The 10,486-nt window shown below is 38.2% G+C and carries 10 protein-coding genes, 1 tRNA gene and 1 other annotated feature (1 of these 12 cut by a window edge); of the genes, 9 read left to right on the top strand and 2 right to left on the bottom strand.

Annotated features, from left to right (window positions below):
- Positions 1-18 precede the first annotated feature (18 nt).
- Positions 19-91, top strand: a tRNA-Asn gene (locus ACFP65_RS02685).
- Between the two features lie 101 nt (positions 92-192).
- Here the strand turns inward: ACFP65_RS02685 and ACFP65_RS02680 are convergent.
- Both ACFP65_RS02680 and ACFP65_RS02675 read right to left on the bottom strand, forming a co-directional pair.
- Entirely contained in the window at positions 193-495 is a 303-nt protein-coding gene (locus ACFP65_RS02680) for a HesB/YadR/YfhF family protein (protein ID WP_225744960.1), read from the bottom strand.
- Positions 496-588: 93 nt separating this feature from the next.
- Positions 589-1,452 (bottom strand): SDR family oxidoreductase, encoded by an 864-nt coding sequence (locus ACFP65_RS02675; protein ID WP_379915642.1) that lies wholly within the window; start codon positions 1,450-1,452, stop codon positions 589-591.
- Between the two features lie 159 nt (positions 1,453-1,611).
- On the opposite strand from ACFP65_RS02675, the gene ACFP65_RS02670 reads away from it, so the two are divergent.
- The 8 genes from ACFP65_RS02670 (at position 1,612) to gltX (ending at position 10,410) form a co-directional block, all read left to right on the top strand.
- Positions 1,612-2,754 carry a glycerate kinase gene (locus tag ACFP65_RS02670; RefSeq protein WP_379915641.1) on the top strand — a complete coding sequence of 381 codons (1,143 nt, stop codon included), beginning with the start codon at positions 1,612-1,614 and terminating at the stop codon, positions 2,752-2,754.
- An 11-nt stretch (positions 2,755-2,765) separates the two neighbouring features.
- Positions 2,766-3,329: a sugar O-acetyltransferase gene (locus ACFP65_RS02665; RefSeq protein ID WP_379915639.1), complete on the top strand. Its 564-nt coding sequence runs from the start codon at positions 2,766-2,768 to the stop codon at positions 3,327-3,329.
- A gap of 157 nt (positions 3,330-3,486) precedes the next feature.
- Positions 3,487-4,593 (top strand): ABC transporter ATP-binding protein, encoded by a 1,107-nt coding sequence (locus ACFP65_RS02660; RefSeq protein ID WP_225744970.1) that lies wholly within the window; start codon positions 3,487-3,489, stop codon positions 4,591-4,593.
- 314 nt (positions 4,594-4,907) lie between these two features.
- Entirely contained in the window at positions 4,908-5,444 is a 537-nt protein-coding gene (locus tag ACFP65_RS02655) for a dUTP diphosphatase (protein ID WP_379915637.1), read from the top strand.
- Positions 5,445-5,610: 166 nt separating this feature from the next.
- Positions 5,611-6,981 (top strand): DNA repair protein RadA, encoded by a 1,371-nt coding sequence (gene radA / locus ACFP65_RS02650; RefSeq protein ID WP_379915635.1) that lies wholly within the window; start codon positions 5,611-5,613, stop codon positions 6,979-6,981.
- A gap of 18 nt (positions 6,982-6,999) precedes the next feature.
- On the top strand, positions 7,000-8,109 hold the full coding sequence (locus ACFP65_RS02645; RefSeq protein ID WP_379915633.1) for a PIN/TRAM domain-containing protein: 1,110 nt from the start codon (positions 7,000-7,002) through the stop codon (positions 8,107-8,109).
- The gene (gene ispD, locus ACFP65_RS02640) at positions 8,091-8,801 is read left to right on the top strand and encodes a 2-C-methyl-D-erythritol 4-phosphate cytidylyltransferase (protein WP_379915632.1); all 711 of its coding nucleotides are present in this window, start codon (positions 8,091-8,093) and stop codon (positions 8,799-8,801) included. Before ACFP65_RS02645 ends, ispD begins: the two co-directional genes overlap by 19 nt.
- 133 nt (positions 8,802-8,934) lie before the next feature.
- Positions 8,935-10,410 carry a glutamate--tRNA ligase gene (gltX, locus tag ACFP65_RS02635; protein WP_379915630.1) on the top strand — a complete coding sequence of 492 codons (1,476 nt, stop codon included), beginning with the start codon at positions 8,935-8,937 and terminating at the stop codon, positions 10,408-10,410.
- 6 nt (positions 10,411-10,416) lie between these two features.
- Positions 10,417-10,486, top strand: a binding site (T-box leader); it runs 158 nt beyond the window's last position.

The raw sequence follows: 10,486 nt of genomic DNA, 5'->3' as shown, positions 1-10,486 counted from the left end.
CTAATACCATTTTTTGATTCCGCAATAGCTCAGTTGGTAGAGCGCGCGACTGTTAATCGCGTTGTCGCAGGTTCGAGCCCTGCTTGCGGAGTTTTTTTGTACCTTCGAATAGGAAGAATAATGTTGTTAAAGTTGAATATGCAAAAAGCAGTTGTCCCTATATTTGGGCAACTGCTTTTTGTATTGAATGATTTATTTAGCTGTTTCATGAAAATGATAAATCAGATCTTCATTTTCAAAATCAAAGTCGATTTCAAGATCATAACCACTAAAGAACCAGTCATCTTCTTTTCCTGCGAAGTAGGTTATTCCATTGACTTCTTGCTTCGCTAAAGCTTCACCTTCGAGTTCATCTACGGTTAATCCTACTGAAAAACCTTCATGAACTTCTGTGTTACCATAAGTTTTTCCAAAGAAGCGTATAGCCTTTCCATTATCTAGTGAAAATTCATCTTCAAACCATTGAATGGCATTATCTGTTAGTTCTAATTTCACATTACCACTCCTCTCTATAACTATCATAATCTAATAAGAGGCGGCTGTCTTCTTTTTTACTCTTAAATTAGATGATTCTGAGTAAACCGATTATTATGAAGATATTGCTTGCGCTACTGCTTCTTCTAATGTGGTCTCTTTACCAATCAATTCTTTAATCTCAGTATGGGTTTGTTCAATGTCGCCTTTTTCTATAGCATCGTATAGAGAAGCTGTGAACTGAGCTCCAGGTTCGCTAAGGCCGATAGAGGTAAAATAGTCTACTGCTTCATTTTTGGAAACAGCTTTGTAGTGAACTTCTTTTTGACTGATTTTACTTATTGTATCTGCAAGTTCTTGGAAAGACCATGTTGATGAAGCTGCAAGATCAATGATCTGCTTTTTAAACTCATCGTTCATGAGTAATTGAGTAATAGCTTTTGCTATATCATTTCTACTAGAAGTATTTAACTTTCCAGAACCTGTATTTGAAACAAGCATTCCTGATTCAACGGACTCTTTAAGTGTAGGATTTATAAATACTTCTGTGTATAAAGGATTTCTAATAAATGTATAATCAAGTCCAGAAACTTTAATTATGGCCTCTGTTGCAACATGTAATTTAGCCAAAGAGATTGTTGAATGATCCGCATTTGAAATACTAGTATAGTAAATATGAGAAACTCCGGCATCCCTGGCAGCCCGTACAACTGTAGCATGTTGAACGGTTCTTTCCATGTCATCATTACTTGGACTAGAGATAAATAGAAGCTTGTCGATTCCTTGAAAGGCTGTGACAAGAGATGCTAAGTCATTATAGTCACCATAACGCACTTCGATGTCAGTAGAAAATTGGCTTTTAGCTTTCTCTTCATTTCGAACAACGGCTACAAGCCTGTCGTTTACTTTTTGATATAGTAATTCTTCAAGAACTTTGTTTCCTAAGTGTCCAGTCGCACCAGTAATGGCAATTGTCATGATGTAATCCTCCGATTAGATATTTTACGTACTTTTAATAAGTAAATACACGTTTATTCTAAGTCTAATACGAGCCGAAGTCAATGTGTAAAAAACTATACAGGATAGAAACGGTTTTGGTAAGATAAGTTCAGAATGAAAATTGGAGGATAGTAATCTATGACAAACATTGTGATTGCTTCTGATTCTTTTAAAGGAAGTGCTGATTCTAAAAAAGTAGCTGAGCAAATTGCCAAGGGAATCAAGCGTGTTTCAACAGATGTATCCATTTCTGAATTTGCTATTGCTGACGGTGGAGAAGGCACAGTTGAAGCGATTGTAAGAATGACTGGTGGAAGCTATCACTACGCAGTGGTTAGAGATCCGTACGGGAAGAAAGTGAATGCTAGGTTTGGTATGATAGACAAGGAGACAGCTATTATTGAAACAGCAGAAGCGAGCGGATTGCAATACCTTGAGTCAGATAGTGATTCTGGCATATCTTCGACTTATGGCACCGGCGAATTGATACGCGCAGCTTTGGATATAGGGGCAAAGCACATATATATAGGATTGGGTGGTAGTGCAACGATTGATGGTGGTGCTGGAATGGCACAAGCACTTGGAATCAAATTACTAGACCGAGCAGGCGTTGATATCGGCTATGGTGTAAGAGAACTTGAGCGCTTAGATAGAGTAGATTTTAGTCAGATAGATACTAGAATAGCTAATGTCAATTTGAATGTATTGTCTGATGTGACAAATCCATTAACAGGTCAAAATGGTGCTATAGCCGTATTTGGTCCTCAAAAGGGTGTTCAGAAATCAGACATCAAACGGTTTGATGAGTTATTAAAGCGATACGCAGATATAATAGAAAAAGAAACCAGTCATCATTATCAAAATGCTCCGGGATCAGGTGCTGCTGGTGGTTTGGGATTTGCTCTGCAAGTTTTTTGTAGAGCTGAGCTCACAAGCGGGATAGAAGAAGTTCTGAAGCTGATCAAGATAGAGGAAGCTTTAAAGAAAGCAGATCTTGTGATAACGGGAGAAGGCAATATGGATGGACAGTCTGTGCAAGGTAAAGCTCCAGTTGGTATTGCCCGTCTAGCTAAAAAATACGGCTTACCTGTTATTGCAATCGTGGGCGGACGAGAAAAAGATTTGTCGAAAATCTATCATAGCGGGATTGATTTGGTAATTGATACGGTTAATCGGCCGATGACACTACAAGAAGCTATTTCTGATGTAGAAGCATTACTAATTGAAGCAGGGGAAACGGCTTTTAGAGCATACCAACTAGGGGCAAAAAATAAAAAGTAGAGGAAGTTTATATGATAACTGAAAAAGCGAAAATGATAGCTGGAGAATTATACAATCCAGGCGATGAAGAATTGGTGAAAGCAAGAGTAAGAGCGCACACACTGTCTAAAGAGTATAATCAATTACCAGTGGAACAGGAAAGAACCGAAATGATTAAGAAGATTTTTGGACGGACCGGTGAAAGGTTACACGTAGAACCCGGATTAAGAATAGATTATGGGTTTAACGTAAGTGTAGGAGAAAGATTCTATGCAAACTTTGACCTGGTTTTACTGGATACGTGTCCTATCGTGGTTGGCGACAATGCTATGTTTGGACCAAGAGTTAGTCTCGTTACACCTGAACACCCGTTAGATCCAGTAGAACGGAATTCAGGTGTTGAATTCGGGCGACCCATTACGATTGGAGATAATTGCTGGATCGGTTCAGATGCAACGATTATAGGAGGCGTCACATTAGGTAATAATGTTGTTGTTGGAGCAGGATCAGTTGTGACCAAGTCCTTTGGAGATAACGTTGTAATAGCTGGAAATCCGGCTCGTATAATCAAAAAAATTGAGAATCAGTCTTCGTAAATTTTTTATCATTCTTTTAGAGTTTGGTCAACGTGCACAAAAGCTTCTTTCTTATTTGTGCACTTTAACGTAGAAGTATAAAACCGTTTACATTAGAATGAACTATGTAAAGAAGAATAACAGAAAATATAAAACTCAAAGAGGAATGGTGAATAAAATGGTAGAAATCGCATTGAAAAATATTTATAAAAGTTATGATAATTCAGAAGATTATGCAGTATCAGACTTTGATATGAGAATTAAAGATCGCGAGTTTATCGTATTTGTTGGACCATCTGGTTGTGGTAAATCAACAACACTACGTATGATTGCTGGACTTGAAGAAATTTCAGAAGGCGAATTATGGATTGGCGATACATTAATGAATGATGTAGCACCTAAAGACCGTGATATCGCAATGGTATTCCAAAACTACGCATTATATCCACATATGACAGTATTTGATAATATGGCTTTTGGTCTTAAACTACGTAAATACAAAAAAGACGAAATCAAGAAACGTGTAGATAATGCTGCTGAAATTTTAGGACTTACACCATTATTGGATCGTAAACCAGCTGCATTATCAGGTGGACAACGTCAACGTGTTGCTTTAGGACGTGCTATTGTACGTGATGCAAAAGTATTCCTTATGGATGAGCCGCTATCAAACTTAGATGCTAAACTACGTGTAGCGATGCGTGCTGAGATTGCGAAATTACATCAACGCTTGAACACAACTTCAATCTATGTAACACATGATCAAACTGAAGCGATGACAATGGCGGATAGAATCGTTATCCTTAAAGACGGTTTTATCCAACAAATCGGAACACCTAAAGAAGTTTATGATTTCCCTGTAAATGTTTTCGTTGGTGGATTCATCGGATCTCCTGCTATGAACTTCTTTGATGTAACACTTAATGGAAACAAAATTTCAAATGGTAATGGGATGGAAGTTGAAGTTCCAGGAGGCAAACTGAAAATGCTTCGTGAAAAAGGTTATACTGATGGGGCTAAACTTGTCTTCGGTATCCGTCCGGAAGATATCCATAGCGAACAAGTAGCGCTAGATGCTTCTCCAAACACAATCATTACTTCTAAAGTTGCCGTTTCTGAATTACTTGGAGCTGAAACAATGTTGTACTCTGAAGTAGGTGGAGTAGAATTTATCGCTCGAGTAGATGCTCGTGATTACCATAAACCAGGTGAAAATGTAGATTTAGCTTTCGATATGGGCAAATCACATTTCTTCGATACTGAAACACAAAATGTCATTCGTTAATCGTATAGATTAAAATATAGGCCTTCTCCTAGATCATTCATAGGAGAAGGTTTTTTTATTAAATTCAAGATGGCGAAATTTACAGAGTTATATGGAATCATTGCACATCTGTTTGTGAGAAGTTGAACGATCAAACCGTGTATAAATGTATAAAAATTCATTCGTTTCTTGTTTATCCACTATGACGTATATCGTCAATTAAATAGTCATTAGATAGTATAATAACAAGGGGTGTCTGAAAGAAAATATAGGTTTTAAGACCCTACCTTTTCATGTAGAATAGGAACAGATGAATTTAGAGGAGAAGAACGAATATGAGCGAACGTGTACGTGGTTTTGAAGTGGTCACAAAATACGAAGGAGAAGCGATTGAACTTCCTAATCGAGCTACAAAAGGATCAGCAGGATACGATTTAAAAGCAGCAGTAGATGTTGTTGTACCTTCTATATGGAAAGCCTTATTAGAGAATCAAGGCCTTGCAAACTTAATGGATGGGAACTCTATTAAAGATGAGAATAAAGCTTTTTTGTCGTCAACTTTAATTCCAACCGGTGTTAAAGCGTTTATGCCTGAGCAAGAATATTTATTACTGGCGAATCGATCAAGCAACCCGATGAAAAAACAATTAGCACTTCCAAACGGAATTGGTATTATTGATGCTGACTATTATGGAAATTCAAGTAATGAAGGAGAAATCTTCGTTCAATTGATTAATTATGGTTTCGAAGACGTTGAAGTTAAAAAGGGTGACCGTATAGCACAAGGAATATTTACACCATATGAGATTATAGATAATGAGGTAAATGAATTCCAGACTAGAATCGGTGGATTTGGTTCTTCGGGAGAGTAATAAAGAGACAGTACTCACCATGAGAAAGAAATCAGAACGTTCTATGCATATAATGTGAAGATCGCTCGTTTATGACAGCTATATGGTATAATAATAAGATCAGTTATTAAAAGAAAATAGACTGAATTTTTATCCAGAATTGTTTATAAGTAAAGGGGTAAACTGATTGGCGAAAAAGAAAGCGACAGTGTTTGTATGTCAGCAATGTGGGTATGAGTCACCGAAATATTTAGGAAAATGCCCAAGTTGTGGAACATGGAATCAGATGGTAGAAGAAACGATTCCAGATAAAACAGATAGTAGAAGTAGAGTGTCTTTAAGTGGTAAAGCATCTAAAGCAGAAGCTATCACAGATATTACGATTGAAAAAGAAGAACGCGTTAAAACGAAATTAGCTGAATTTAACAGAGTACTTGGTGGCGGTGTAGTGCCGGGATCACTGGTTTTGATCGGTGGAGATCCTGGGATTGGAAAGTCTACATTGCTACTGCAAGTTGCTGCACAATTGAATAACGGTGGAGGAACAGTTCTTTATGTATCTGGAGAAGAAAGTGCAAGTCAAATCAAGATGCGCGCAGAGCGATTAGAACTTCGAGGGACAGACTTTTATCTTTATGCAGAGACAGATTTGAGTATGATTCAAGATACGATTGAAAATATCAAGCCAGATTATGTAGTAATAGACTCCATCCAAACGATGCATCATCCTAAAATTGATAGTGCTTCGGGAAGCGTCTCTCAAGTTAGAGAGTCAACAGCTACACTCTTGCAGCTGGCTAAAATGAACAACATTGCGATTTTTATCGTTGGACACGTAACAAAAGAAGGAAATATTGCCGGGCCAAGAATGCTTGAACATATGGTGGATACGGTTTTGTATTTTGAAGGAGAACGGCACCATACTTTCCGTATCTTGAGAGCTGTGAAAAACCGGTTTGGATCTACCAACGAGATTGGGATATTTGAGATGAGAAATGGCGGTCTTGAAGAAGTACTGAATCCTTCTCAACTGTTCTTGGAGGAAAGATTAGCAGGCGCGACGGGGTCATCAGTCGTAGCTGCAATGGAAGGAACCAGACCTATACTGGTGGAGATTCAATCACTGATCTCGCCTACAGTATTCGGTAATGCTAAGCGAACAGCTAGCGGACTGGATTACTCTAGAGTCTCACTAATTATGGCTGTTTTAGAAAAAAGAGCTGGATTACTACTTCAAAATCAAGATGCTTACTTGAAAGCAGCTGGTGGTGTGAAATTAGATGAGCCAGCGATTGACCTTTCAATTGCGGTAAGTATCGCTTCTAGTTACAAAGAAAAAGAAACGCGAGCAACAGATTGTTTTATCGGTGAAATTGGCTTGACTGGAGAGGTCAGAAGAGTTTCTAAGATTGAACAGCGTGTTAACGAAGCCGCAAAACTCGGTTTTAAAAGAATTTTTGTTCCTAAAAACAATTTAGATGGATGGACTTTCCCTAAAGGGATTGAACTCATTGGATGCTCGACCATTTCAGAAGTCATAAAAAAAGCATTCAATTAACGATGAAAGGAGGATTTGATGATTACAAATTTGATTATATTAACACTCGTTTTAGTTGGAGGAAGTCTAGGCTATAATCTCTTTCCAGAGCTTATGGATTTTATTCCTTCGGTACCTGCATGGATCGCAAATCCTATTGTTGGGTTAATTCTTGGTGCAGCTATTTTTTACCTGTTATCTTTCCAAGTAATCAAACCGATTGAACGTTCAATTAAGAAAGTTGAGAGTTTTTTCAGCAAACTAAGTGTTGCTTATTTAATTTTTGGAAGCGTGGGTGCGATTATCGGACTTATTCTTGCTATTTTAATTAGTATTCCCCTCGCTGCACTGAATATGATTTTTGTTAGTAATGTTTTGCCGTTAATCCTGGCAGTTTTTTCGGCTTATTTTTGTTTCCAGATTGCTACATCCAGACGAGAAGAAATTCGCCGTCTCTTTACTAGAACTCAGAAACAAGAAGATAATGGGGTACTGGAGCGTAAAGAAGGCGATCCCTTTAGAAAATATAAAATTCTTGATACAAGCACCATTATAGATGGTCGAATTCTTGATGTTACAAAAGCAGGATTTTTAGAAGGTACCTTTGTGATTTCACAACATGTTTTGCAAGAGTTACAGTATATCGCAGATTCTTCAGATAGTCTGAAAAGAGTCCGAGGAAGAAGAGGACTAGATATTTTAAATGCTTTGCAAAAAGAAGAGAAGATTGAAGTGCAAATGGATGATAGTACCTTACCTGAATCAGATGAAGTGGATATGAAGCTTGTCCACTTAGCGAAGAAGATGGATGGCGTCGTTGTAACCAATGATTATAATCTAAATAAAGTAGCAGAATTTCAGAAAGTACCTGTATTAAATATTAATGAACTTGCCAATGCTGTAAAACCAGTTGTTATACCTGGTGAAACGATGCGCGTGATGGTCGTAAAGAATGGTACCGAAAGAAGTCAAGGTGTTGCTTATCTGGACGATGGGACGATGGTCGTGGTAGAAGAAGGACAACATTATATGAACAAATCTGTCAATGTTGTGGTTACAAGTGCCTTACAGACAAATGCCGGACGAATGATTTTTGCGAAAATGGAACATAGTCAAAAAGGAATCGATGATTGGAAAGAAACAAAATGAGAGAAACGTATGAAGTCATCTTACTAGGTGCTGGTTCAGGAGTGCGATTTGGAAGTCCAGAAAATAAAATTGTAGTGGAACTGAATCAGCGTCCAATATATGATTATTCGCTGAACCTTTTTCTAAAAGATCATCGATGTGAACACGTCTTATTTGTGATACAAGCTGAAGAACAAGTAGCAATGGAGAAACAGATCAAACAGCTCTATGGACAGTTACCTGAAAAACTTTCGTTTGTACAAGGTGGTTCCCAGCGACAATATAGTGTAGAAAAAGGATTAGCAGCATTACGTTTTCCTGAAGAAGGATATGTTTTTGTGCATGATGCAGCCAGACCGTTTATCGACTCAGAAATGATAGATCAGTTGTTTGAGACTGTGAAAGTGGATGAAGCCGTTCTGCTGGCGGTCCCTGCTAAAGATACAATCAAAGTTATTCGACATGGAGAAGTTCACCAAACACTTCATCGTCCAGTCATCTGGCAAGTTCAAACACCGCAAGCCTATAAAAGTGAATTGTTGATTCGTGCCTACCAGCAAGCAGCACAGGACGAATATCTTGGAAATGAAGAAGGCGAACTGGTTGAGAGAATCAATCACCCGGTAAAGGCGCTAGAAGGTAAAGATCATAATTTGAAAATTACAACTTCGACAGATTTTTTGATAGCAGAGGCGTTACTCAAGTATTTGTAGTAAAATAAGATAGATTAGGCTTGAATCATGAAAAGATACTGGGATTTAGCTTCTGAATGTAGCAATTTTTATCTAATCATGTTAAGTTTTAAAGAAGGAACAGCTAGTAGAGCTTTTAAAAAGGAGAGTCTATATGGATAAAAAAGTTCGTGTAAGATATGCACCAAGTCCAACAGGGCATTTGCATATAGGGAATGCGCGTACAGCATTATTTAATTACTTATTTGCCCGTCATCATGGCGGAGAAATGGTCATCAGAATTGAAGATACAGACACCAAAAGAAACGTAACAAATGGAGAACAAAGCCAATTAGATAACTTGAAGTGGTTAGGAATTGACTGGGATGAAAGTGCAGATGTAGGTGGACCTTACGCACCGTACCGCCAATCTGAACGTAAAGATATTTATGATCCACTGATTGAACAGTTACTTGCAAGCAACCATGCTTATAAATGTTATTGTACATCTGAAGAGTTGGAAGCAGAACGTGAAGCTCAACGTGCGCGTGGAGAAATGCCTCACTATAGTGGGAAATGTGCAAACCTTACCCCAAGTGAGCAAAAAGCCAAAGAAGATGAAGGGATCGTACCTGTCGTCCGTCTACGTGTTCCTAAAGGAAGCACATACACATTCGATGACATGGTAAAAGGGGACATCACATTTGAATCAGATTCAATCGGAGGAGATTGGGTTATTCGTAAGCGTGATGGTATGCCGACTTATAACTTTGCGGTTGCAGTGGATGATCACTATATGGAAATCTCTCATGTGTTAAGAGGAGATGACCACATTGCGAATACGCCAAAACAAATGATGGTTTATGAAGCGTTTGGCTGGGAGCCACCTGTTTTTGGTCACATGACTTTAATTATCAATAGTGAAACAGGTAAGAAACTAAGTAAACGTGATGAAACGATCTTGCAGTTTATTGAGCAGTATCGCGATTTAGGATATTTGCCAGAAGCTTTGTTCAACTTTATTACATTGCTTGGCTGGTCTCCTGTGGGTGAAGATGAATTGTTCTCACGCCAAGAATTTATTGATATGTTTGATCACAAACGCCTGGGAACTTCTCCGGCTGCTTTTGATTCCAAAAAATTGGAATGGATCAGTAATCAGTATTTCAAACAAGAAGACTTGGAGGAAGTGACACTTAAAGCTGTTCCTCATCTAGTTAAAGCAGGTTACCTTGAAGAGAACCCAACACCAGAAAAAAGTGAGTGGGTTAAGAAACTCATTGGTTTATATCACGAACAAATGAGCTATGCAGCTGAAATTACTCAACTTGCTACGCTGTTCTTTGAAGAAGATATTGAGTGGGATGAAGCGTCAAAAAAAGTATTGCAAGGTGAGGGCGTCTCTCAAGTTCTTGAGTCTTTCGTTAACCAGTTAAAAGAGGTTGAACCGTTCGAAGCAGATGAGATCAAAAAAGCAATTAAAGCTGTTCAGAAAGAAACCGGTATAAAAGGGAAGAACTTATTTATGCCTATTCGTGTTGCAGCAACAGGACAACAACACGGTCCTCAATTGAACGATGCGATTGAACTACTTGGAAGAGACCGTTCTATTGAACATGTTGAAAAAGCAAAAAGCTTACTATCAGAATAAATACAGCCAAAAATCAAGATAAGAAAAGTAGTTTGGAAGTAGTCCTCAGAAAGCCTGAATAGATGGGAACAGGTGG

It is taken from the genome of Marinilactibacillus sp. GCM10026970 (assembly GCF_042660675.1).
In the GTDB taxonomy this organism is placed as follows: domain Bacteria; phylum Bacillota; class Bacilli; order Lactobacillales; family Carnobacteriaceae_A; genus Marinilactibacillus.
This window is presented reverse-complemented; position numbering and strand designations above follow the sequence as displayed.